Consider the following 22,430-nt stretch of genomic DNA (forward strand, 5'->3'; position numbering starts at 1 on the left):
CAAACAATATCTATCCAGGATGTTCAACAATCAGGTTAAAGGAATTTATTGTCTCTCGCTTTTCAGTTTAACATATGGGAATGTAATGCATCGATGACCTCTTTTTTTGTAATCGCATTGATTACGTCAAGTACCCCGGAAAAATCCAGCCCTCTACTGGAATAATCAAGGATAGAATTGGCTAACTTGGCTGGGTGATCATATACATCGATTATCCTCCCGATGATCCTTCGTTTCGAAATGAAGAATTCAACATCACCGATGCTTTTCTTTCGTACATTCTTTTTTGTTGTATGGATTTCTTCCATCAGCTCGGATGGCTTGGTCGTAATTGTGCTTAATGAGGAAAAGCAATATCTATCGGAAATATCGTATTTTACATCAATGCCTCCATCTACAAAACCATGGTCATGGATTTTTTGCTGAAATTCAGATGTCCTGCCAAAAAGAATTTCCAACCCGATTCTAATGCTGAATTCCTTACGGATATCGCGATCGGGATTTCCCGCATCACTTCCATCACTGGTCGCATTCCCCCATGAGAGAACCGATTGGTTGCTATCAATCGCTTCGATTTTCAAGCTCTCTCTTTTGACTGGTATGAATGGCAAATATCGTTCTTTATCTTTTAAAGCGGAATTTCCGAGTTCAAGTTGGATGACGGCATGGACCTCTTCAGGATGTATATCTCCTATTATGATGATTTTCATATTTTCCATAGAATAGAATTTATGAAAACACATCTCCAGCATGGAAGCATCCATTGATTCTACACTTTCCAAATTTCCGATGATCGGTTGCGCCAACCCGCTTTCTTTCCCATATAAATCAGATAATAAACTAGTGTAACAGCTCGTTCTTCGATTACTATGTATTTGCAAAATCTCCTGCTTGATGATTTTTTTTTCTTTTTCCACGCTCTCATTTGTAATCGAAATCGATTGGACAAGTTTTAGAATCATTTTAATATTCAATTCAAGCTGTTCCGTACAGGATACTGCAAATGAAGTCCTTTCAAAATTCGTACTGGCATTTAGAGAAGCTCCGATTTCGCCAAATTCATGTATGGCGTCGAATTGGCCATTTTGAATAATGAGATGCTCTAAAAAATGTGCCGTTCCATAGGGGATATGATGGGACTGGCTATCCCCCCCTCCAAATCCGACCGATAGGAGAATATAATTTTCGAGAAAACCTTTCTTATTTACCAACAGCGTGTCTAACCCGCTTATGTTCTTTTTTTCTATACGACTACCAGCAAACATCGGTCATCCTTATCCCTCTCCCAAAGTATAAATGGAATAGCCTTGAAAAACTTGGGCTGCTTCCTGGATATCCTGTACTTCTAAACGATCGATGCAATCAATCATTTCAGTCATGGTCCTAACTTTCCCGCTGATTATCCCATTTTGATGAAAATCGATTAAGCTAATGGGGGAGTCTTGAGAAAGTTTATAGCTATTTTTCAATGTTTTGATCGTAGCTCTCCATTCTTTTTGGCTACAATCGCCTTCTTTTATCGACTTAACCTCTTTAAATATTCTCCTAAGGACCAATTCTTCAGAAGCAGGATCAATGACCGTTTGGATGAACAGAAGGCCATTGATTGCGTCCAGTATGCTTGTAATCAAGTAAGCTGCCTGGAGCTGGTTCCTTACATTCATGAATAACCGCGAATGCGGGAGCCCGCCTAAAAGGCGATTGAACACTACCAATGCCGGATATTTTTCACTTTTCAACGTTATTCCGCCGGTACTGGAACATGCTGTGATGATCGCATGTTCGGACTGGAATTTTTCGCAATGATAGGTTTTTATAAGGCTTTTCACTGGTTTTGGGGGAATCATGGAATGGTGCGATCCTGCGGTACCTCTCCATAAGCATCTGCTTAACTGCTCGAACACCTCTTCTTCATCCATGTCACCGATAACGTATAGATGTATGGGGGCTTCGTGAAGTATCTTTTGGTGAAGATTCCGCAGCTTGGACTCATTCCACGTTTCGATGTCCTCAATTGAGCCTACCTTATCGATATACAACTTTTGCCCGTTTCCATGTAAATATAAGAGGCTCTTTTTATATGAATGATTATACGCATTGAAAATCTCATTTTGGATCCTCCGTGAATGGAGCTTTTTTTCAAGTTCAACGGATTTCTTGGTTATTAATGGCTGAGTTAATAAATCATGCAGTATCGTCAATATTTCCGGTTTGATCTTTTTATGCTTTTGGTTGTAAAACTTTAATGACAAACATAAAACCTGCTTATCTCCTTTTTTATCGATGAAGACTCCTAGTTTCGCCCCGTATTCTTCATCCAGCTTCGATTGGATGATAAAGTTATTTCTAAATCGTTCACTTCCATGAAGTAATATGTAGGGCAATAATGCAGCACCAGTAGTCACTTTCTCATCAAGATCTACATACATCCTCACGGCGATCGTCGTTTGAACATACTTCTCCGATGACAAAAGATGAAAGCTGAAATTCCCATGCTCCCTGGTTACAAAATCATTTCTCATGTTAACTCCAAGCCTTTGTTCTTTTTATTGATATAAATGGATCTTATGAAGCTATAAGTTAAAATCAAGCTTATAACCACGAAGGGGAATGAAGCAGCTATCAGCAATTTTTTCACGCTTATGAAATGAGATAAATAAGGTAAAAGCCCGGTTAATAGAATGAAGAGAATCCCATCCAATGCATCCGCTATGGAGATGACCTTACCCCTAATGTTATTCGGGGTGGATTGAAGTTCAACATTCAATAAATTGGAAGGAAGGAACATCGCTATCCATAAAAATAAATATAATATCGGTCCTAATATGAACGGTGAGAAAGCAATGCCCATACTGCTTAATGATAAAATGACTAACGGGACGACATATCCATATTTGGTTCTTTTCAAAGACAAGTATCGATCTCTCCACGGAACAGCCAAATAATTTCCGATCAGCATGCCTAGAGCAGCAATGAATCGATATATCCCATAATACTTTTCACCGCCTTGAATCGTGGAATTCAATAAGGGAACTAGCAAAACATCTGTGATACTTAGACATCCCCATACTAAAAACGAGCCGAAAATCAGGTTTTTTAGAACCGCGTGTCTTTTGATATAGGTAATACTGGTGCTTAGCCCGCTCTGCACGGGACTGTTGCTTTCCTCACTACCACCCTCCATCGGGACTGAATCACTATCTTCATTGGCAGTGGGGAGTTTCGTCCAAGTGATCATTCCGGCAATGAAAAATGTAATCGCATTGAAAATCAATAAACCGATCACTGTGTCATTCAATAAACCGAAAGCGGCGATTGCTGAACCGATCACTCTGGCTATACTTGTCAATATCCCGATTAGACCATTGGCTAGCCCTAGCTGATCTTTCTTCACCAAAGCTGGAATGCTTGAGGACAGCGCAGGATGATATGGCAGCTCGATGATCCCGATCAGAAGCGTGATGATAAGGATGATGGCTGTACTATGAGCATTAAAAGCCATTACACATGTCAGTAAAGCCAATAATAGATTAATGATCGTTAAGGTGTACCGTCTTGAATATTTATCAACTATATTCCCGGCTATGGAAAATAGTAAAAATTGCGGGGCGAAACGAATGATGAGAAATAGACCAAAGATGAGTATCGACTGGGATAAAGTGAAAATATATGCTGCAAGGGCTATCCCTTGGGCCATGTTCCCAAGGGTAGACAGAGACTCCGATAAGCATAAATAAGCAAACCTTTTTTCATTTAATAATGGTGTGTATTTCTTATATGAATGTAATAAATGCAATAAGATACCCCCAACTGAATTGGATCTATAATGACCTTCTAACACTTTCAAGTTTCACTCGTTAATCGGAATCAGCCATAACCAAGCTTTGCATATCATGTACAAGCAATTCACCATCAGGAGACAATGAAGCATGGTCTTTGATCGTGGACAAACCGAGTTGCAGCTCTTTGCCGATTCTCTCTATTTCCGCTTCTATTGATACATCATTGTACGTTGCCCGATTTTGCTCCAATAGCCGATAGAAATGCAATACTCTGCAATGAACGTAACATCCATGGTAAATACCGTATAACGGCCTTAATTCATCTCGCCATGGTGACGTGTAAATCGGTTTCATATCGTTGAAAAGGTGAGGCCTCGCGCACATAAGCGTATTCAATCTATTATGGCTTGCTTCGTGGATTATCCATTCAGCAATTTTCACCACAGGTCTTGTAACATGGCATGCAAAGATGGTGCCATGGACTCGAAAATCAGAAAAGAAAGGCAAACCAGGCGGGTTAAAAAATACGATGTTGCCTATATTCCCATCAATCTCGTCAAACATTTCAGGCCATGTGATTTTGATTAATTGCAACGCTTCTTCAAACGACTTCTTAATGTCTTCGGATACAATATCAGCGGTTTCCATATTCATGCGCAATTCAGCAGTGGATGCAATGTTAACATACTCTTCAAACCAAAAAACTTCATTCGTAATGAACGGACCATTCATCGCTTTATGAAATTCTTGAGCATTGAAATGGTACAGTACATTCTCCACTTCAAAGGTGATATGGTTATTTTCGATTATGACCAAGATTTCTTTGGAAGCTTGATTCCCTGTCACATCCTTCATGAAAAAAAGATCCTTTGGCTTCACGATGAATTGGAGCTCTGCATTTTCCAGCGCATGATTTCCCTTAATGTTCAATTGTAAGAATATGTGCACAAACCCGTTCCAAAGCCAAGTTTGCTTTTCCGTTTCGTCCATGGAAGGGAAACCTTCATACCTTGCAATCCATAAGTAAACATAAGGTGTATTCAGAACATGATCTCTTTCCGTTGCATCGCAAGTCTTGAGCAGGACGATTGCCTCTCCCAGCCAATTTAGATTTTCCTCCTCCTCATTTGCATGAACGATTGACTCTAACGCTTTAATATTTCTAAGAGAAAGTAATTGTTTATGAACATCACTGCCAATATTCGAACGAGCCGGAGTCAATAAATTCTTAAAATCGATTGTTTTCATCATTTATCCTCCATTTACTGCTTTGAAATCTTTTAGATACCTCTCTTATTGTATGGCAATAGTCTTCCGTTTTCGTATTTTTTCCCAGCTCGATCGTGATGCCCCGAACATCAGGGAACATATCAAGGCAGATGACCAACTGATTCCAGCTTTGCTCAAATGAAATCTGCCCTTTATTGGATACGCCACTGGCTCCAATATGGATTTCGGCAATATGGGCGCCTTTTAAGAAGCTTAACAATTCCTCAAATGATTTATTAAAGGCTTTGGCGGTTGCCCATGTATGAGGAATATCGAGAATGATAGGAATATTGGCTTCAATGGAAATCTCTTTCAGTAAGATATAATCCTCCAGCACATCGACTCCCCCCCAATCATGATAGCGGGGGCCCAATTCAATGACAAAAGGAATTCCATAGGTTTCTTGATAACTTTTTATCCTTCTTATCACTCTACTCTTCAGGTCTTCATCTTTAATCGGGGCAAAAATATAACCGAATTGAAGCCCATCTGTCGTTCCCAATATTGAAAGATGCTCACCTATCCAATGGGCTTCGATTTCCTTGGCTTGCTGAAAAACATCCTTTATTATCTTCCTTGTCGGTTCATGTAAATCAGCCAATGGCAGCGTGCTGCAATGAGCTATCTTCTCAAAATTCGATGGCACATTTTCAATATTGGATGGTAGGTGCACCTCAATATAATGATAGGCAGGATCCAACTCTTTGTTTATGAACTCCAAATATTCCGGAGAGTCTATCCAGGCAACTCCGATCCCTAATCTCTTACCTGAAATCGCTTCATTTGTCAGTAGTGTTTCAGTTTTCATAATATACCTCCTTACGCTGCTTCAAATTAGGCAATTTCACCTTATGTATCTCACACCATAATGCAAAACTGTATAGATACCAGAACGAGCTCCCCAAATCATATAAGTGGGCAGAAGGATTCCTCCCTAAAAGGCTTGAGCCATCATTCAGGAACTTATCCAATTCTTCAAAATGGATGACGTCTTTCAGCTGGCTTACTTTTAAAAAGTCATAAGCAACCCTTCCTAATTGACCATGCTTCATCCATATAAATACAGGATGCGGAAATCCGCATTTTGGCCTTTGTTGTATTTCAAGGGGAATTCTATTCTTACTGAGACTGCGAAAAAGGCTTTTTTCCTTGTCAGGCGGCATGGATAGGGCGGCATGGACAAAATCTTGGTCCAGCAAAGGCACTCTGCACTCCACTGAGGAATTCATTGTCCCAAGATCGACCCGTGGCAGTGCATCAGCTTCTAAATGATAAAAGCCGAAGAGCCGGATTGCGTCGCCTAAATTCCCTCCAGCAGACATGAATGTTTCAATTTTATGTTTGCGGTCCTGAAAACTTGAATCACTTATATTTTTCCAGATTTGATCATCCAGCCTTAAAAGATTTTTGGTGGTAGCCGATTTCATCCAATGGTCAAACTGTTTTATTGAATCCGAATGCAGCCAATCATAGCTCCCGAATATTTCATCGCTGCCTGTTCCTGTAATAACAGTCTTCAGGCCCCTTTTTTCTGCCGCTTCGCCCAAGGCATAGTAGGCGACTATCGTCGGATCCATCGATAATCCGTCTTGGTTGGCTAACGCTTGGGGCAACAAGTCAATAAAATCTTGTTCCTTTAGAATCACTTCATGCAAAGGAACATTCAAAAATCCGCAGACATACTTACTAAAGGGCACTTCGGAATAAGAAAATGCACCTGTTTTTTCATATCTTAAAGTAATTGCCTCGACATTGGCTCCTTGCGATACCAATTCTGATAAAACGGTACTGGAATCGACACCTCCTGAAAGAAACATCCCCATTTTCTGTTTCGGTTCAATTACACTTGTAATGGCTTTGGTAAAAAGCCTTTCTAAATCCATGGGCTCTTTTTTTTCATAAACATTTGACACCTTACTTGAAATGACCCCTTTATCCAGACTTAATTCGAGGATTTCCCCCGGTGAGACCTTTTTTATGGAATCGATCAGAGTATTGGGCTCAAGCAGTGTATCCCGGTACATGAGATATTCATACACTTGGTCTTTCGTCATTTCACAATCTTCATTCAAGGCTTTCAATGTATTAAGGAGAGCAGGGAATTCCGAAGCATAGATATATGCGCCTGTTTTCGTTTTCATCCAATATAGCGGCTTGATCCCCGGAAAATCCCGTGCTAAGAAAAGTTTGTCCGTATGCGTGTCGAAAGCGGCAATGGCATACATCCCTTTTAATTTTTGCAGCCCTTCTTTCCCGAACGCTTCAAAAAGCTCTGCCAAAACTTCTGTATCGCATTCCGTTGCCCAACAACGCTTCAACTCATGTCGCAGTTGTTGAAAATTATTTATTTCCCCGTTGAAGGTGATGATCCACCGTCCAGATGAACTTACGAATGGCTGATTGGCTTTTTCACTTGAATCCCTAATGGACAATCTAACTGTTCCCATGGCGATTTCATCAAATTCCGCAATGCTGCAATCATCAGGTCCCCGGTGCTTCATTTCATTTAAACAAGACTTCACATATAGAGGTTTATTATCGTCCCTTCCAAAAAATCCCGATATCCCGCACATGTTATACCTCCAAATTGTAATAAGCAAAATGCATACATGGATATGATATGACGCACCAACATAATAAATTTACATACTAGTTTTCATACTTTTTAATTATCTACACGCGGTCCAAGCAGCTGACCTAATACGGCATCCGTCAAGCCACCGTTCGGATTGGCTTCAAGAAAACCAGGAGCAACAAGTTCTTGCAATTCATTCAATGAAAGTTCTTTATTATCTTTATTAAGTCCAGGATTCTTCTTTGTATCTTCCATATGATCCTCGCCTCCTTTTGAATTAGTTGTCCGTACGTGGTCCAAGCAACTGGCCTAGCACGGCATCCGTTAAGCCGCCATTCGGGTTCGCTTCAAGAAAACCGGGAGCAACAAGCTCTTGCAGCTCATTTAAGGAAAGTTCTTTTTTTTCAGCTTGTACATCTTGGTTTTTGATTGATTTATCCATATATATTCCTCCCTCCTCACTATGTAGTAACATTTATTATTGAATTGGTGCGCCATATCATATCCATGTACGAAATAATTGATCGCTAGCGTTTATGGGTAATCAGCTGTTCTTCTATATCCATTGGGTTCGAGCAGAGTATTCTGAGTGTTAATGCGGAAGCTATTATATTCCGTTCAGAATCAGTAAGATCATCCGTTGCATGACCTTCCTCAAAAGAAGTTAAAAGATGATAGTAATCCGAATTTATTCTATAGGTCTTATTCAATGGCGAAACGATATAAAAAGATTCGTATGGTAATAGTCCATGAAAGTCGCCACTACCCTCAATTACACTTAAAACATCATAATTCGTGTTCATGATTGTCGCTGAAGTATTCTTATAGAGCATCCCATCCATTGAGGAAGTATTTTTGCTAGGCAATTTATAAGAAGCTTTGAATATGGCATACTCCAATTCAAAAAGCTCCATAAGTTTTACCGGAAGCATTTCCTTGTAAGATCTAAGAAAATAAATGAAAGCAGTCGCTTTTTCTATTCCTTTTCCATAACCCAGTGGGTGGGGAATGCTGAATTCGATGTTCCATAAAAAAGGAGATGAAAAGAATTCGTTGAATGCGCTTGTTTCCATCAATTCATTATCACTGGAAATGCTTAATTCTTCCTTTAACAATGGAATGCCCATGGAAAACATCGGTGTCAGCTGGGCTAAAATTTGTAACCATCTTCCTTTTCTTTCTGAATGGAATGCACTTATATTTATTTGAAGAAGTTCTTCCATGTTCATTTTTTTTACTGTTTGTTGGAATTTCCCATTCTTGAGATCCGGGCCCCACTTTGGATCGATGCTCATTTTCACAAGCAAATCCTGTAGCGCCATCTCATGCTTAACCGATGTACTCATGTTTTAGGCACAGCTCCCTTTACATTCATTAGTTTTCTTACATCCGAGGTGATTTGCACTTCACTGGACAGTCTGTCGGTCATTAAGATCAGTGAGGCATCATCCCCTAACAATAGATCAAGCATTTCCCATATTTGATCATCGACACTCTCACAAGCACACGGGATGAAAGCATCTCCAGCTTTCCTGACAGCGCTTAACCAAAACATTGATATGGAAGGGTTACTCAGCAGCAAAGCAATCATTTCTTTTTTATATGCCGGCCCCCAATTTTTACAATCTGACAATACCAAGCCTAAATCGATTGATAAGGGAACCTGTAAGTCACTCAACTCAGTGATGACCTTTTCATAAAAGGATGGGGGATGCAATGATAATTGCCGAATTGGATGTAAATAAATCGGAATGTCATATTTTTTTTTGAAATCTGAAATCCATGATTGTAAATCTTCGATTGACTTTTGATTTTGATGCTGGAATCCACCAGGATCCATGAAGGAATGATTGATCCCCCAGCTACCAAACTTCAGGACTACTTGATCGATATTCAATTCCGTTATCAAGCTTACATAATCGTTTAATAAAATCGAATCTTTCCCTGTATACGGCATTGCTAAAGTAGTTTTGATACCATACCGGGAATAAATCATTTTCGAAGCATTCATCGTCCTATCAGACATCATGTTACTGAATATCACAGAGTCAATGGGGAATTCTCCTATAAGCTCCCCCTGATCCAGCGCAACACCCGAATCTTCAATATGCACGATTTTTTTAATTATTTCCCTCACCTCGTTTTCGGAAAATTGACTTTTCATATACATGATATTATTACAAACATTTGTCAAAATCTACATATTTATGGAAAATGAGGAATTTGGAGTGTTACGATGAAAATATAAAAAAAGATGAGGAATATCGTAACCAATGGGATTGCTGGCTATATACATAGAGATGCTTGAGGGCAAATGAGATGGACATCGATCTGTTATTAGGTTCGTTTTTAACAAAAAAAGATGACCCGGTTAAAGGTCATCTTCTCCATATCTTATTGCTGATAAGCTGACTGGCCTCGCCTTAGCGAATGCCTTTCATGAAGCCTTGAATTTTTGGTGATAGAGCCAGAAGGGCCAGTCCAAGGATGATTGAAGCTGCACCAATCACGCCAAAGTAGGCCATTTCGGTTTGCGGCGTGTAGAATCTGACGATTTGCGCGTTCAATGCTTGCGCTGCTGCACTTGCCAGGAACCACAGGCTCATCGTTTGTGCCGAGAAGGCAGCCGGAGCCAATTTCGTCGTGGCAGAAAGTCCGACCGGCGATAAACAAAGCTCGCCAAGCACGACCAGGAAGTAGCTAAGTACAAGCCATAATGGATTAACTAATGACTGTGAACCCCCAAAGTAAACGGGAAGCAGGATCACCAGGAACGATAAACCGGCAAACAGCAAGCCTAAAGAGAATTTTTGCGGGATGGTCGGCTGACGCTTGCCTAGCTTAATCCATAACCAGGCGAATACTGGTGCAAGGGTAATGATGAACAACGGATTCAATGATTGGAACCAGGCCGGTTTTATTTCAATTCCGGCAAAGTTCAACTGTGTCCGTTTGTCTGCATAGTTTGCCAAGATGGTAGCTCCTTGCTCTTGAATCGCCCAGAACATGACTGCTGCGATGAACAAAGGAATATAGGCGATCAAGCGGGAACGCTCGACGGAAGTCGTTTTCGGGCTGCGATACATGAATATGAAATAAAGCGTCGGGATGACGATCCCTAGAATACCTACAAGATTAATAAAGGTCTTGATTGTCAAGATACCTGTAACGGCACTGATGACGATGATGACAGCTACAATCAGTGCAGCGATTCCAATTTTAGTGAGTGTCGCTTTCCTTTCATCTTGTGATAAAGGATTGGCCGGAATCGTTCCAGCAAGTCCAAGGTACTTTTTCTTTGTGGCAACAAAAACGATTAGACCAATTAACATACCAACTGCAGCTAAACCAAAACCAAGATGGAAGCTATAGCCCGTAACTGAACCAACAACCAGCGGTGCAATAAATGCCCCTGCGTTGATACCCATATAGAATATGCTGAAACCGGAATCCCGGCGTTCGTCATTTTCCGCGTATATTTCTCCGACGATGCTGGAGACGTTTGGTTTTAAGAGACCTGTACCCAGAACGATGAGTACCATGGAAACAAAGAACATGGAGAGACTACCTGGCATGGCAAGGACGATATGTCCGAGCATGATCAAGATTCCCCCGTAGAATACGGCCTTCGAAGTCCCGAAAATCCTATCGGCGAGCCAGCCGCCAATGATTCCGGACATGTAAACCAAAGATCCATAAATGGATACTAAGGCAAGGGCCGTCGTTTCATCAAGGCCTAATCCCCCTTTTGAAACTTCATAATACATATAGTAAACAAGAATGGCCCTCATGCCATAATAGGAGAATCGCTCCCAGAACTCAGTAAAGAAAAGTGTGAATAATCCTTTAGGATTACCAAAAAAACCTTTTTGAGGTACACTATCCACAATTTTCTGTTTATTAATCGTTGCCATACCTAGCCCCCCTTATATTATTGTATAATAACTTTATTTTTCATCTTTGTAAACAAATATTTAGTATATTTAAATAATTAATTTCAAACTAATTATGTAGTGCCTTTCCTTTACATTCAAACTTCCTAAAAAATGTAAACCTTTTCAATAAAGGCACTTCTCCCATTAATGATATATTGCCCTAACTTCCCCCCTCTATTACCATATATATATCTGTTTATAGTTACTGCAATAAAAAAATGAAATGGCCTGTTCAAAAAAAATCTGAACCAAAATCGGTAGTTACCCCGTATAATGGTAGTAATCAAAACAAGGAGGCAAAAAAATGACCGGGACCATATCCGTTGTGATGATCTTTTCCATTCCCATAATCGCCATCATTACAAGCCACTTCCAAAAACAAACCCAAATGAAGCAATCTATGCTCAAGGACCAATTGGAGCTCGAAAAACTTAAACATGAAAACTTCCTTTTGGAGACGGAAAAGATGAGGCTGGAACTGGATCAGATGAACTTAACCTCAAAAAAAGACGAGCCAAGGTTACTGTAGTCAGGTAACGTTGGTTCGTCTTTTTTTGAGTATAGTAACATTCAGCTCGGTCTAATGAATGTATTGATCACCGACAAGCAGTCCTGATATGACCTTGGTCGGAATGATGAACTCGACCGCCCCCATATATCCTGGGGCAACATCAAAGCTATCGAAAGCGATGACAAGCTTGCCGTCCTTGTTTATATAGAAGCTTTGCTTTTCATCAATGCCTTTGAAGACCGGAATATCATCTCCTTCTTCAATCCAATAGATCTTATCCGGATCGGCTGCCATTTGCTGCTTCATCTGTTCCTTGAGGTTATCACTTATAACCTGAAGATAGCGATCGTCCTTGAATAAGCTGTTCAACGTCAACAGCACCTCGTTTTTCTTATCCACTGTATCGAATCGACTTTCCGTAGAGCTGGAAGCGGAGATTGTATCGATATATCGCTCTACGGATAAGATCGTTTCATTATTGGTCAAAATTTCATATCCGCTTTCAACGGAAAGATTTCCTTTTTCCCCTTCTTTCAGCTTTGCCATGGAATCGGTGAACTCCTTGTAGAGCTGCTTGCTTTCGGATAAGTACTTATCATTCAAGCTTTGTTCAAGCCGTTTATTCTCCAGACCGGAAATGGCTGGCGTCCTGATGATGGCCGAGGAATTATTGATTTGTTCCTTCCATTCGACGAATGTAATCACTTTGATGATTTTTTCCATATACGGAATATCACTCATCGCTTTCGCCACTGCCGGACTTATATTCACGGATGCCGTCACAATCAGAAGGGCAGCTGCCGCTGAGAGCAAGATGTTCCTGCCAACCTTCGGCTTCTTCCTTGGCTTTTCATTAAGGGCAGCTTGAACGACATCTTTCAATTCCTTGGGTATAGGTGTCTGAAGGTACTCGTCACGCAGTTCCTTTAATTCTTTTTCCATCTTTTCGTTTCCCCCTGTTCAGTCATGTTGGCCCGCAATAGCTGCAGTGCTTTATACAGCCTTGTTTTAACCGTGCTTACGTTCTCTTCCAGAACCTCCGCTATTTCCTCCAATTTCAGGTCTTCGAAAAAACGAAGGATGATAATCGTTCGATACTTGAGCGAAAGCCCTTCGAGCGCCCTTTGCAAATCAAGATCAGGGTAGTGATCTTCCTCGCCGCTGCGCAAGTATTCGATTGTTTCATCATCTGTGACGGTCAGCTTCTTTTTTTTCCGTATAACATCAAGTGACGTCCTGACGATGATTTTGTAAAGCCAACTATCTATGGATGCTGCATCTTTGATTTTATTGCTTGAGGTCAGGGCCTTCCTGATTGATTCCTGGACGATATCGAGGGCATCCTCCTGGTTCTTGATATAGTAAAAGGCAAGTCTGTACAAATTATCTTGCCGTTCGGTTATTCTAGCTGCTAGTAATTGATTCATATCTAGATTCTTCATTGCTAAAAAGAGCTCCTTACCTTTAAATTACGTATCCTAGGTACAAAGGATAGACGCATGAAAAGCAGGAAAAGTTTGAAATTTCATAAGGAAATATTTTCATATGGATTAATGAAATTTTTTACAAACTTTTAAGGCTTTTGGCGCGTCTATATAGTAGAATGATAAACGAGGTGGAGTGCATCATGAGGAGATTAAATTATAAAAAAGTCTTTATTTTTCTATTTTGTCTAATAGCGGCAGCAGGTACGATGGGGTTAGCCTTCAAAAGCCTTGCTTTCAATAAGAAGGAAACCGTTTCGGCGTATACCAACGATAAAAATTACCCGGAAGCCGATATCCAAACGTATGTAAAGGACGATACTAAAGGTGGATATTCCGTAAGCAGGCCCGTTATTCATGTGGATAATATTGACAAAGAACTAGAAGCTTACATTAAGAAAGAAATAAAGGACTATGAAATGAAATGGAAGTCCTCCGACGCTAAGGCATCCGAGCTTAACCTCACTTATACGATCCTCCATTTCAGTAAGCAAACCTTTACCGTTTCCTTCGATAAATATGAACAGGTAGAAGGAAAGGAGCTTAGCGAATCGCGAATCTTCACTTATGATATCCCCTCCGGGCAGAAACTCTCCATAGAAGACATTTTTGCCAAGGATAGTGATTATTTATCCGTGCTATCCGAAATTGTTTTTGAAGAGTTAACCGCCAGGGAAAAAAATGAAAATTCACAGGGTCTCACTAAAAAGGAAAACCAACTGACGGCAGCCAACTTTGATTCTTTTTCAATTTTGAAAGATACGCTCGTTTTCTATGTTAAGACAGACGATTCAACTAAGGTTCATACGATTGCCATCAATAAGGGGCTTTTTAAAGATAGTTTGCTAGATTCCTATCAAAGTAAGGAATTGAATGAGGATCGTGTAAAGGAATGGCAGCCGAAGAATATCGTCGCCAAGCTGCCTGTGAAAAACGAATGGATCGACCCGGCCAAGAAGGTCATTGCCTTAACCTTCGATGACGGCCCGCACCCCAGTCATACCATGTCCATCTTAAATGATTTGGACAAATATGATGCACATGCAACCTTTTTCGTGCTGGGAAACCGTGTACAGCATTATCCAGAGGTTCTGCAAAAGATGCTCGAACAAGGTAACGAAATCGGCAACCATTCCTGGGATCACCCACAGCTGACCCGCTTGGACAAGGGGAAGATCAAGGATCAAATCAAAAGCACCCAGGAAGCTGTGGATAAAGCCACTGGCATGGAGCCAAGCTTGATCCGCCCGCCATATGGAGCGATTAACGCCAACGTACGTGAATATATGGATGATTTGAAGGTCGTACTATGGGATGTCGATCCAGAGGATTGGAAATACCGCGATGAAAAGAAAATCGTGAACAATGTAATGAACAAAGCCAAAGATGGCAGGGTCATTTTGATGCATGATATTTACCAAACCAGCGCTGAGGCTGCCGGAAAAATCATTAAGCAGCTTCATGACAAAGGCTATCAAATGGTCACCATTTCGGAGTTGGAGAAGGTACAGAAGGACCGTGAGCTTTCCGGAATCGTCATAGATGAATAAAAGTAAAGAGCCTGTCCATTCGGAACAGGCTCTTTGCTTGCAGGCAAATGGGGCAAACCTTTGATCATATGCATGGGTTTGCCCTTTTTTTTTCATTAACCAAGATCGACATTGTGATAAACTTGTTGAACATCTTCCAAATCTTCCAATGCATCGATCATTTTTTCGAATTGAGCTTGTGCATCCTCCGGAAGCGCTAGATCATTTTGTGCAAGCATCGTCAGCTCCGCCACTGTAAAATCGATGATGCCGTTTTCCTTGAATGCTTGTTGCACAGCATGGAATTGTTCAGGCTCGGCATAAACGATGACCGCTTCTTCTTCTTCGATGATATCGCGCACATCAACATCCGCCTCCATCAATAGCTCCAGGACATCATCAGCCGTTTTCCCTTCAACGCCAATTACGGCCGTTGCATCGAACATATAAGCGACAGATCCGCTGACACCCATATTCCCGCCGTTTTTCCCGAATGCGGCACGTACATCGGATGCCGTCCGGTTCACGTTATTTGTCAATGCGTCCACGATGACCATCGATCCATTTGGACCGAAGCCTTCATAACGAAGTTCATCATAGCTCTCTTCCGAACCGCCTTTTGCCTTTTCGATTGCACGGTCGATGATCGCCCTCGGTACATTGTATGTTTTGGCACGCTCAAGCACGACCCTCAATGCCTGATTGGATTCCGGATCAGGTTCCCCTTGTTTAGCCACTACATAAATTTCCCGACCGAATTTAGCATAAATCCTGCTTGTATTTGCATCTTTTGACGCCTTTTTTTCTTTAATATTATTCCATTTACGACCCATTATATTTCACTCTCTTTCATCATTGAATAGATACGAATAGCTTATGATGATATCTGGCCTACTAGGGAATCCCCATGAGCATTCCGTTCGAGGTCGACCATACATTTACTAGATTATATTATACATCAATTGTATAAATTTGAAAAAGTCCTGGCTGACATCCCTTTTTATAAAATACTATGGAAAACATCAAGAGTGGTATAGTATGAAGTGATTGGAAAGGAGAAATATTCATGTTGGAAAACAAAATCATCATCGGGATTCCAGGAAAATGGAAGAACCGGACAGAATTGATTCAAACGGTCGCTGCAAAAAGCGAAGGATACCTGTTAGCCGGGAATATTTTTCATAACAAAGAAAAGAACATGACATTCCAGGCCGAGATCCAGGATCATGAGCCAACTTTGAAAGAGACCTTTTCCTACGCAAGTAAAGGAAATTTCCCCGAGAGCCTGCTGGAGGAAATCAACAAGCATACCTTTACCGTTTATATACTAGCCGATATATCCGAGACCGGAACTGTTGCGGATTTGATCGATGCCGGAGCTGCCATCCTGAGGGCAGGCGGAATGGCCGTGAAAATCGAAACAACAGGCCTTGCCCATTCGAAGGAAGATTGGCTAAAACTTCACCAAAGCCCGGACATTCTCTCGGTTTATGCCCATTTCGTCACCATCATCGGTGAAGAAGATTATTACTGTTCATTCGGAATGAAATCCTTTGGACTTCCTGATGCCGTCACACTCAACACAATGAGTCCGAAAGAAGCCGCCGCCCTGCTCAACACATTCAATTACTACCATGTCGGCGAACGGCCCATCTTCACGAACGGTGAAACCTTCAGCATCCAACAGGATGCACCGGACTTCACCTTAACGAGCCTTCAGGATTTCAGGTACGAAGAGGATCACCCCTTCTACAACCCATTCGGATTATGGAATTTGGGTGCCAGTAAATAGCTGCGCTGCAAAATGTGGTCAAACTCGAAAACGGCTGAGTTTGACCACATTTTTTTAAGACTATGCTGTGGATGGAAGCAACTTCGGCGGAATTTCAAAACAGGATTGATCGAGATTGAAACACTGTATTGGCTAGGCTGCTCGGATCCCCCGCAGGCGCATACTTCTGCGGGAAAAGCGTGTCAAGTGAGACCATTATTCATTCGGTTGGACGGATTATTACCGGGTTGGACGGATTATCCTCTGGATGGGACGGATTATCACCGGGTTGGACGGATTATCCTCTGGGTGGGACGAATTATTACCGGGTTGGACGGATTATCCTCTAGATTGGTCGGATTATCACCGGGATGGACGGATTATCCTCTAGATTGGTCGGATTATTACCGGGATGGACGGATTATCCTCTGGATGGGACGGATTATTACTGGGTTGGACGGATTATCACCGGGTTGGACGGATTATCACCGGGATGGACGAATTATCCTCTGGGTTGGTCGGATTATCACCGGGATGGGACGAATTATCACCGGGATGGACGGATTATCCTCTAGGTTGGTCGGATTATTACCGGGTTGGACGAATTATCCTCTGGGTTGGACGGATTATCCTCTAGGTGGGACGGATTATCCTCTAGGTGGGACGGATTATCCTCTAGGTGGGACGGATTATCCTCTAGATTGGTCAGATTATTACCGGGTTGGACGGATTATCACCGGGTTGGATAATAAAAAGCTAAAAAAAACGGGTCGATCACTCAATTCGCGAGTAAAACAGCCAGATTGGCGAGTAAAGTGCCCAAATTCGCGAGTAAACCTCTCAAACTCTCGAGCAACCCCACTTGCAATGCAATAATGGAACGGTCGTAGTACTGAATCAAAACGATGGAGTGATAGATTTCGTTTTCGTTCTATAGAGGACAACGGAAGTCCGATTTTCAATTCACTCAACTGCCCTTTTCTTCTTCATCACTTCGATTTCCTTTGAAAATGTCTCTTCGATTTCTTTTTTATTTCCATATAAAAACAGATTATCGCCCAATTTAACTTTATACTCACATAGCTCTTTTCTGAGCTTGACATCTCCACTTTCAATAAATAAGACGTTGATATCTGCATCTTCCGATAAAATATCAGTCACTTTAACATCGATGAACTCAGATTTTTCATAAATATCGATTTCGATGACCACATCATCTTCTTCTAAAAATAGGATTTCCTCTATCGGGTGCTCCCACAATTCATAATGATTGAACATTTCACCTTTCATTTTCGCGGAAATTCTTTTATTCATGAACGGGGACTTGATGAGAACAGTCAAAACGACCAATATTCCAATGATGATCGTCAACTCCGTCAAGCGCAGATCATCACTAAGTAATGTACTGATTGATGAAATAATCACCGCAAGGGAGAAAACACCAAATAAAATCAAAAACATGCTTATTTTCCTTCGCACAGGGTGATCGATGATCGATTTCGATTCGTCGGTTGTGAACCCAGTGCCTGTCAGCATGGAAATCACCTGGAATCTGGCTACATTTGACTTTAATCCAGTCAATTTCAGCAGCGTAACCGATATTTCAATAACCAGAGCAATAATGATTATATATAGCAGCATGAACAATATATTCGTCAAAATAATCACTTCCTCTCCTTTGGTTTACCCTAACCAAGCTAAAAGAAATCACCTGCGTTTTTTGATATTCCCCATCAATATATTCGTTTGTTGCCAACAACTTTACTCAACACAAAAAAACACAGTTTAAGTCATACTGTGTTTTCTTGCGGTCTTTCGATCAAATGGTCTTCAGTAATAATTTTTTCAGCAGCGGTGTAAATTGTTCGGGCAGCTCAGCTACGCTAGGGACCATCAGCCGCTCTTTGCCGTAGATGTTTTTCATCGTTTTTTCTTCACTTTCTTCAATCATTCCATCAGCTAAAAACAGGCCAATGACCTCTATTCCTTTTTTTCTGGCTTCAGAAACGGCAAGATGTGTATCGACAATTCCATTTTGGTCATAATCGCTCGCCGCTGGCTCACCATCGGAAAACACGAGCAGAAATCGGTTTTTTTCTCGTCTTTTTTCCAATTCCATTGCCGCAACCCGGATACTGTATCCATCACGGTTGTCTTCCTCCGGTTCAAGCTGCATGATCTTGGCTCCCGAGTTTAGATACAAGGAATCGGAATGAGACTGGATCACGTGGAAGTAATTCGGCTGATATCCTTCCCTCACCTCATTTGCATCTTCCCAAAACCCCACGATCGAGTGGGGGATCCTGAGCTTTTTCAGCACTTCATGAAACAAGGCGACGCCCCGTTTCGTTTCATCCATTTTGTTGTGCATCGAAGCCGAGCAATCGATAAGTAATGTAAATACGGCATCCAATTCATTCGAATCCTGGTTCTTTTTATAAAAGACCCTTGGATTTTCATCGAGTACAAGCGGCAGTAATTTCTGCGATAACCGGCCAAAAAGCAAATCTTTTCTAGGTGCATTCTTTTTATTTTCCAGCGTCTTTTCAATCGTGCTCGACAGTTTTCGCTTGAATGGCTCAATTTCCGCGACAAACTCACGATACCGTTTTTCTTCGGCAGGGGTAGGCACTTTTGCTTCTTTGATGACTTGAACGACGTCTTTATTGTCTTCACCAAATGGGTGCTCACCGCTTTTTCCGATGTTCGTTTGCTTCTTCTCCAGCGTTTCCTGCTGATTGTACTCCTTTTGCTGACTTTCCCCGGACGAACCTTGGATCGATGCCAATGCTTGATCGGCATCTTCCGCTTCACGGGCACCTCCGCCCATCAGGCTTGTTTTCGTTCCTTGCTCCAATTCAAATTGCAGGAAGGTCGAGTTACTTTCTCCATTCTTATTTTCCCGATGCCATGTCGAGAACTTTTCATCAATGAACTCGCTCTTCTCTTCATCCACATCTTCCGCATCATCATTGAGCAATTCATCATTCCTGGTCAATTCGTCAAATAGCGTATTGCCTTTGTACTTATGGACATTAGCGATTGGGAAGATGAAGTATTCATTCATCGTATCCTGATAATCATCGTTCATCCGAAAAATGATTTGCTCACAAATTTTAGTGATATCATCCGTTTTCCTCGCTTCAAATACGGAATGGATGTACGGTTTGATTTTCTCCAGCTCTTCCAGCTGACGTGTGTTGGCTCTAGGAAAAATCGGATCTGGCCGGTCTGATTGAAGCAGTAAGTAGATGAGGCAGTATAATTCATCCAGGGCAAAGCTTCTTGTGACATTCGTGGCCAATTGGCTTTCGAAATACTGTTTAAGGTAAGCGCCTCTTACCGAAAACCAGTTTTTCGTGCCTGGTCTTTCTTTCTTCACCAGCTCTTCCAACCGCATATCTTCCAATAAGGCGAACAATTGGGCAGCAAACTTCGGAAGCGAGGTTTCTGCCATGATGTCCTGATATTCCTTCATGCTTTTGATTGCTGAATAGTGCAGCGTACCAATCGTTCTAAGCAGCACGTCCGTTTTCAGGCCGGCTTCCTTCACTTCCTTATTGCCATTTTCCCAAAAATGGCTGGCTGTGACCTTATTCTCGATCAAGTCGATGAAGGAGCCATAATTGTATTCGAATTCCAGATCAGGAATACCGGATAAGACAGTCGAAAGATCCTGCAGCTGCAAAAAAAGAGCCGTATCAATTATTGAATCATTGAACCGGATATACTTCATGAGGCATTCTCCTAGTTAGAATAATGTGTCAGCCAGATTCTTCACAAACTCCCGCTCCCGCTCCTCGTCCAATTTATCGACAATCGAACGAAGAATCGCCCGTTTCGGCGGGACCAGGACACTCAGATCACATGCATCAAGCAAGGCCCTGATCGACGCGGCATCTTCGGCAACCTTTCCTTGATTGACAGCGTTAATCAAATCACCCGACAGCTTAACGAACAAGCCGATATTTTTTGAATCCTTCAACTTTGTATTGGTCTCGATCAATTGCTTTAGCTGCTCCCCTTCAATATAGGGCACCTCTATGACGACAAACCTGTTTTTCAGCGCTTCATTCAACGGCACCGTGCCAACATATCCTTCATTGATCGCGGCAATCACATTAAAACCAGCTTTTGCCGTGATGACTTCGTTCGTGAACGGGTTCGTTATTGTCCTTCTATAATCGAGTACCCCATTGATCAGCGGCAGTGTTTCAGGTTTAGCCATGTTAATTTCATCTATGTATAAGAAATGACCGTAATTCATGGAATTGATCACAGGTCCAGGCACGAATTCAATCACCTGTTTTTCCTCTTTGTAAGATAATGTCTTGAAGCCCAATAAGCTTTCAGCATCCAAATCGACCGAGCAATTGACACTGAACATCGGCTGGTTGAATAGATGTGATAATGTCTCGGCAAACTTGGTTTTCCCAGCTCCCGTTGGCCCCTTCAAGAGAATGTTCTTCCCCATGCTCAAGGCAGAGATGGCATCCACCATCAAGTCCATCTCCGGAGGCAGATAACCGCCCGGACGAATCATTTCCTCAAATTGAACAGGATCTTTCTTGGTTGATTGTAATATAGTTGCGATTTCTTTTGGTAATTCATTGATCATTATGTCCCTACACCCCTTTTTGTACATTTTAAGGCTCTTTCCCACTAAAGACAAACGCGAAGAAAAAGAGCAGTCACACTAAGCTCATAAAAGTAAAAAAACCGATTCTCCACATGCTATGGAAATCGGTTTTAGTTCTTTTACTAACGCTGGTAACTCCTATTGCCGTGCAATGATTGGCAATCATTCAGGCATCCTTAAATTTTCCTCAACGCAGCAGAAATCGCAGTATCCCCTGCAACCAAGTCAAAAGAGCGCCTGTAGGTATTTTCTTCGGCCAAGGCAGCCAGAATCGTCCGGGCGACATCTTCCCGTGAAATCGAACCGCGATCCACCCCTTCAGCCGCGGTCACTTTGCCCGTTCCCGGTTCGTTCACAAGGCCGCCCGGACGAATGATCGTATATAATAAATCGCTTTGCAGCAAGGCTCTATCCGCATAATGCTTCGCCACATAATACGGTTTGATGGCTTCATTCCAATTATCCCGATTATTCGCCTGAAAAGCACTTACCATGATGAATCGGTCGATGCCCAGATTTTCTGCCGCCTCTATCGTTTTAACGGCACCATCCAGATCGATCAGCAGCGTTTGATCTGCGCCTGTGCGTCCACCGGACCCTGCTGTAAAGACGATGGCATCACAGCCTTTTGCCGCATTCGCAATCTCTTCCACCGATCCGGTCAAACTGACCACGACCGATTCAATTCCATTTTTCTCAAAGTGCTGTCTTTGTTCTTCCTTCCGGATCATTGCCCGGACACGATGTTCCTGGCTATCATTCAACAGGTCCACCAAGTGTTTACCGATCTGCCCATTTGCCCCAACTACGAATACCTTCATTGAAAGTCAGCTCCCATAATGGTTAGTTTGGTTTCATACAAATTATTTCATGGACGAAGCCCATTATCAAACAATCAGCCCATTACACAATGGAAAAAGTTTGGCAATAATCTA

Annotated in this window: 22 protein-coding genes; 4 read left to right on the forward strand and 18 right to left on the reverse strand. The window is 41.8% G+C overall.

Annotated features, from left to right (window positions below):
* Window positions 1-62: 62 nt before the first annotated feature.
* The 11 genes from ABE28_RS20445 to ABE28_RS20485 all read right to left on the reverse strand — a co-directional run bounded on the left by ABE28_RS20445 (window position 63) and on the right by ABE28_RS20485 (window position 11,540).
* On the reverse strand, window positions 63-1,265 hold the full coding sequence (locus tag ABE28_RS20445) for a M16 family metallopeptidase (protein WP_064462692.1): 1,203 nt from the start codon (window positions 1,263-1,265) through the stop codon (window positions 63-65).
* 9 nt (window positions 1,266-1,274) lie between these two features.
* Window positions 1,275-2,522 carry a M16 family metallopeptidase gene (locus ABE28_RS20450; RefSeq protein WP_064462691.1) on the reverse strand — a complete coding sequence of 416 codons (1,248 nt, stop codon included), beginning with the start codon at window positions 2,520-2,522 and terminating at the stop codon, window positions 1,275-1,277.
* Complete coding sequence (locus tag ABE28_RS20455) at window positions 2,519-3,796, reverse strand: MFS transporter (protein ID WP_064462690.1); 1,278 nt, start codon at window positions 3,794-3,796, stop codon at window positions 2,519-2,521. Before ABE28_RS20455 ends, ABE28_RS20450 begins: the two co-directional genes overlap by 4 nt.
* 61 nt (window positions 3,797-3,857) lie before the next feature.
* Window positions 3,858-5,033 carry an aKG-HExxH-type peptide beta-hydroxylase gene (locus tag ABE28_RS20460; protein WP_083232175.1) on the reverse strand — a complete coding sequence of 392 codons (1,176 nt, stop codon included), beginning with the start codon at window positions 5,031-5,033 and terminating at the stop codon, window positions 3,858-3,860.
* The gene (locus ABE28_RS20465) at window positions 5,011-5,859 is read right to left on the reverse strand and encodes a multinuclear nonheme iron-dependent oxidase (protein ID WP_064462688.1); all 849 of its coding nucleotides are present in this window, start codon (window positions 5,857-5,859) and stop codon (window positions 5,011-5,013) included. The genes ABE28_RS20460 and ABE28_RS20465 overlap by 23 nt, the downstream gene beginning before the upstream one ends.
* A complete protein-coding gene (asnB, locus tag ABE28_RS20470; RefSeq protein ID WP_064462687.1) occupies window positions 5,849-7,624 on the reverse strand; it encodes an asparagine synthase (glutamine-hydrolyzing) in 1,776 nt (591 codons plus the stop codon). The genes ABE28_RS20465 and asnB overlap by 11 nt, the downstream gene beginning before the upstream one ends.
* A 92-nt stretch (window positions 7,625-7,716) precedes the next feature.
* A complete protein-coding gene (locus ABE28_RS25285) occupies window positions 7,717-7,881 on the reverse strand; it encodes a hypothetical protein (protein ID WP_156775855.1) in 165 nt (54 codons plus the stop codon).
* A gap of 22 nt (window positions 7,882-7,903) precedes the next feature.
* Window positions 7,904-8,068, reverse strand: a complete 165-nt coding sequence (locus ABE28_RS25290) for a hypothetical protein (RefSeq protein WP_156775856.1) — start codon at window positions 8,066-8,068, stop codon at window positions 7,904-7,906.
* 85 nt (window positions 8,069-8,153) lie between these two features.
* Window positions 8,154-8,972, reverse strand: a complete 819-nt coding sequence (locus ABE28_RS20475; RefSeq protein ID WP_064462686.1) for a hypothetical protein — start codon at window positions 8,970-8,972, stop codon at window positions 8,154-8,156.
* Window positions 8,969-9,796 (reverse strand): hypothetical protein, encoded by an 828-nt coding sequence (locus tag ABE28_RS20480; protein WP_064462685.1) that lies wholly within the window; start codon window positions 9,794-9,796, stop codon window positions 8,969-8,971. Before ABE28_RS20480 ends, ABE28_RS20475 begins: the two co-directional genes overlap by 4 nt.
* Before the next feature lie 253 nt (window positions 9,797-10,049).
* Window positions 10,050-11,540 (reverse strand): peptide MFS transporter, encoded by a 1,491-nt coding sequence (locus tag ABE28_RS20485; RefSeq protein ID WP_064462684.1) that lies wholly within the window; start codon window positions 11,538-11,540, stop codon window positions 10,050-10,052.
* Window positions 11,541-11,865: 325 nt separating this feature from the next.
* On the opposite strand from ABE28_RS20485, the gene ABE28_RS20490 reads away from it, so the two are divergent.
* Window positions 11,866-12,090 (forward strand): hypothetical protein, encoded by a 225-nt coding sequence (locus ABE28_RS20490; RefSeq protein ID WP_064462683.1) that lies wholly within the window; start codon window positions 11,866-11,868, stop codon window positions 12,088-12,090.
* Window positions 12,091-12,141: 51 nt separating this feature from the next.
* Here the strand turns inward: ABE28_RS20490 and ABE28_RS20495 are convergent, their stop codons facing one another.
* Complete coding sequence (locus ABE28_RS20495; RefSeq protein WP_064462682.1) at window positions 12,142-13,014, reverse strand: anti-sigma-V factor RsiV; 873 nt, start codon at window positions 13,012-13,014, stop codon at window positions 12,142-12,144.
* The gene (locus ABE28_RS20500; protein WP_064462681.1) at window positions 12,999-13,514 is read right to left on the reverse strand and encodes an RNA polymerase sigma factor SigV; all 516 of its coding nucleotides are present in this window, start codon (window positions 13,512-13,514) and stop codon (window positions 12,999-13,001) included. Before ABE28_RS20500 ends, ABE28_RS20495 begins: the two co-directional genes overlap by 16 nt.
* Before the next feature lie 185 nt (window positions 13,515-13,699).
* Between ABE28_RS20500 and ABE28_RS20505 the strand changes: the two genes are divergently transcribed.
* Window positions 13,700-15,106 carry a polysaccharide deacetylase family protein gene (locus ABE28_RS20505; RefSeq protein WP_064462680.1) on the forward strand — a complete coding sequence of 469 codons (1,407 nt, stop codon included), beginning with the start codon at window positions 13,700-13,702 and terminating at the stop codon, window positions 15,104-15,106.
* A gap of 95 nt (window positions 15,107-15,201) precedes the next feature.
* On the opposite strand, the gene ABE28_RS20510 is transcribed toward ABE28_RS20505, so the two are convergent.
* On the reverse strand, window positions 15,202-15,918 hold the full coding sequence (locus ABE28_RS20510) for a YebC/PmpR family DNA-binding transcriptional regulator (RefSeq protein ID WP_064462679.1): 717 nt from the start codon (window positions 15,916-15,918) through the stop codon (window positions 15,202-15,204).
* Between the two features lie 233 nt (window positions 15,919-16,151).
* Here ABE28_RS20510 and ABE28_RS20515 point away from each other — a divergent pair, with 233 nt between their 5' ends.
* Together ABE28_RS20515 and ABE28_RS25295 are read left to right on the forward strand one after the other, a co-directional pair.
* A complete protein-coding gene (locus ABE28_RS20515; RefSeq protein WP_083232177.1) occupies window positions 16,152-16,877 on the forward strand; it encodes a DUF4261 domain-containing protein in 726 nt (241 codons plus the stop codon).
* A 350-nt stretch (window positions 16,878-17,227) separates the two neighbouring features.
* On the forward strand, window positions 17,228-17,431 hold the full coding sequence (locus ABE28_RS25295; RefSeq protein WP_156775858.1) for a hypothetical protein: 204 nt from the start codon (window positions 17,228-17,230) through the stop codon (window positions 17,429-17,431).
* A gap of 388 nt (window positions 17,432-17,819) precedes the next feature.
* Here the strand turns inward: ABE28_RS25295 and ABE28_RS20525 are convergent, their stop codons facing one another.
* The 4 genes from ABE28_RS20525 to ABE28_RS20540 form a co-directional block, all read right to left on the reverse strand.
* Window positions 17,820-18,515 (reverse strand): hypothetical protein, encoded by a 696-nt coding sequence (locus tag ABE28_RS20525; protein WP_257390644.1) that lies wholly within the window; start codon window positions 18,513-18,515, stop codon window positions 17,820-17,822.
* A gap of 160 nt (window positions 18,516-18,675) precedes the next feature.
* Window positions 18,676-20,592 carry a vWA domain-containing protein gene (locus ABE28_RS20530; RefSeq protein WP_064462677.1) on the reverse strand — a complete coding sequence of 639 codons (1,917 nt, stop codon included), beginning with the start codon at window positions 20,590-20,592 and terminating at the stop codon, window positions 18,676-18,678.
* A gap of 15 nt (window positions 20,593-20,607) precedes the next feature.
* Entirely contained in the window at window positions 20,608-21,474 is an 867-nt protein-coding gene (locus tag ABE28_RS20535; RefSeq protein WP_064462676.1) for an ATP-binding protein, read from the reverse strand.
* A gap of 197 nt (window positions 21,475-21,671) precedes the next feature.
* Window positions 21,672-22,316, reverse strand: coding sequence for an SDR family oxidoreductase (locus ABE28_RS20540; RefSeq protein WP_064462675.1), 645 nt, complete (start codon window positions 22,314-22,316; stop codon window positions 21,672-21,674).
* Between the last annotated feature and the right edge of the window lie 114 nt (window positions 22,317-22,430).

The organism is Peribacillus muralis (assembly GCF_001645685.2).
GTDB classification, from domain to species: domain Bacteria; phylum Bacillota; class Bacilli; order Bacillales; family DSM-1321; genus Peribacillus; species Peribacillus muralis_A.

What these genes read in the sequence shown, in the direction of transcription:
- ABE28_RS25290 (WP_156775856.1), bottom strand. Translation starts at nt 8,068, where the DNA reads ATGGATAAATCAATCAAAAACCAAGATGTACAAGCTGAAAAAAAAGAA.
- ABE28_RS20505 (WP_064462680.1), top strand. Translation starts at nt 13,700, where the DNA reads ATGAGGAGATTAAATTATAAAAAAGTCTTTATTTTTCTATTTTGTCTA.
- ABE28_RS20530 (WP_064462677.1), bottom strand. Translation starts at nt 20,592, where the DNA reads ATGAAGTATATCCGGTTCAATGATTCAATAATTGATACGGCTCTTTTT.
- ABE28_RS20535 (WP_064462676.1), bottom strand. Translation starts at nt 21,474, where the DNA reads ATGATCAATGAATTACCAAAAGAAATCGCAACTATATTACAATCAACC.
- ABE28_RS20450 (WP_064462691.1), bottom strand. Translation starts at nt 2,522, where the DNA reads ATGAGAAATGATTTTGTAACCAGGGAGCATGGGAATTTCAGCTTTCAT.
- ABE28_RS20515 (WP_083232177.1), top strand. Translation starts at nt 16,152, where the DNA reads ATGTTGGAAAACAAAATCATCATCGGGATTCCAGGAAAATGGAAGAAC.
- ABE28_RS20465 (WP_064462688.1), bottom strand. Translation starts at nt 5,859, where the DNA reads ATGAAAACTGAAACACTACTGACAAATGAAGCGATTTCAGGTAAGAGA.
- ABE28_RS20490 (WP_064462683.1), top strand. Translation starts at nt 11,866, where the DNA reads ATGACCGGGACCATATCCGTTGTGATGATCTTTTCCATTCCCATAATC.
- ABE28_RS20475 (WP_064462686.1), bottom strand. Translation starts at nt 8,972, where the DNA reads ATGAGTACATCGGTTAAGCATGAGATGGCGCTACAGGATTTGCTTGTG.
- ABE28_RS20510 (WP_064462679.1), bottom strand. Translation starts at nt 15,918, where the DNA reads ATGGGTCGTAAATGGAATAATATTAAAGAAAAAAAGGCGTCAAAAGAT.
- ABE28_RS25295 (WP_156775858.1), top strand. Translation starts at nt 17,228, where the DNA reads ATGGACGGATTATCCTCTAGATTGGTCGGATTATTACCGGGATGGACG.
- ABE28_RS25285 (WP_156775855.1), bottom strand. Translation starts at nt 7,881, where the DNA reads ATGGAAGATACAAAGAAGAATCCTGGACTTAATAAAGATAATAAAGAA.
- ABE28_RS20485 (WP_064462684.1), bottom strand. Translation starts at nt 11,540, where the DNA reads ATGGCAACGATTAATAAACAGAAAATTGTGGATAGTGTACCTCAAAAA.
- ABE28_RS20540 (WP_064462675.1), bottom strand. Translation starts at nt 22,316, where the DNA reads ATGAAGGTATTCGTAGTTGGGGCAAATGGGCAGATCGGTAAACACTTG.
- ABE28_RS20500 (WP_064462681.1), bottom strand. Translation starts at nt 13,514, where the DNA reads ATGAAGAATCTAGATATGAATCAATTACTAGCAGCTAGAATAACCGAA.
- ABE28_RS20460 (WP_083232175.1), bottom strand. Translation starts at nt 5,033, where the DNA reads ATGATGAAAACAATCGATTTTAAGAATTTATTGACTCCGGCTCGTTCG.
- ABE28_RS20495 (WP_064462682.1), bottom strand. Translation starts at nt 13,014, where the DNA reads ATGGAAAAAGAATTAAAGGAACTGCGTGACGAGTACCTTCAGACACCT.
- asnB (WP_064462687.1), bottom strand. Translation starts at nt 7,624, where the DNA reads ATGTGCGGGATATCGGGATTTTTTGGAAGGGACGATAATAAACCTCTA.
- ABE28_RS20480 (WP_064462685.1), bottom strand. Translation starts at nt 9,796, where the DNA reads ATGTATATGAAAAGTCAATTTTCCGAAAACGAGGTGAGGGAAATAATT.
- ABE28_RS20445 (WP_064462692.1), bottom strand. Translation starts at nt 1,265, where the DNA reads ATGTTTGCTGGTAGTCGTATAGAAAAAAAGAACATAAGCGGGTTAGAC.